This is a genomic window from Burkholderia sp. BCC1977 (genome assembly GCF_905339595.1).
In the GTDB taxonomy this organism is placed as follows: Bacteria; Pseudomonadota; Gammaproteobacteria; order Burkholderiales; family Burkholderiaceae; genus Burkholderia.
The window spans coordinates 1-350 of record NZ_CAJPGQ010000190.1 but is presented as its reverse complement, the minus strand read 5'-3'; the positions used below and the strand labels follow the sequence as shown (position 1 = coordinate 350).

1 protein-coding gene is annotated in these 350 nt (G+C 66.3%); it reads left to right on the top strand.

Translation table 11 applies throughout. The features are described 5' to 3' along the window. The coding region (locus U5771_RS35415) for a DUF2827 family protein (RefSeq protein ID WP_322028216.1) at window positions 1-273 on the top strand (273 nt) is incomplete at its 5' end. Window positions 274-350 lie beyond the last annotated feature (77 nt).

The following is a 350-nucleotide window of genomic DNA, read 5'->3' as shown; positions in this document are numbered from 1 at the left end:
TCCCACCACTGGGAAAACGCGCAGAACTATCTGTACTACGACGTGCTGTACGGCGGCTATCCGCTGATCCACAACTCGACGCTGCTCGGCGACGCCGGCTACTACTACCCGGACTTCGACTCCGCCGCCGGCGGCCGGGTGCTGCGCGATGCGTGGCAGCATCACGACGAGCAGCTCGACGACTATCGCGCGAAAGCCGACCGGCTGCTGCAATCGGTCTCGATCGACAACCCCGCGAACCTGGACGCGTTCGTCGCGCGCCTGGTCGCCTGAACCGGAGCAACCGCATGTCGGACACCAATGCCCGTCAAGCGCCCGGCGAGGGCAAGCGTCTCGTCGTCGGCGTGTCG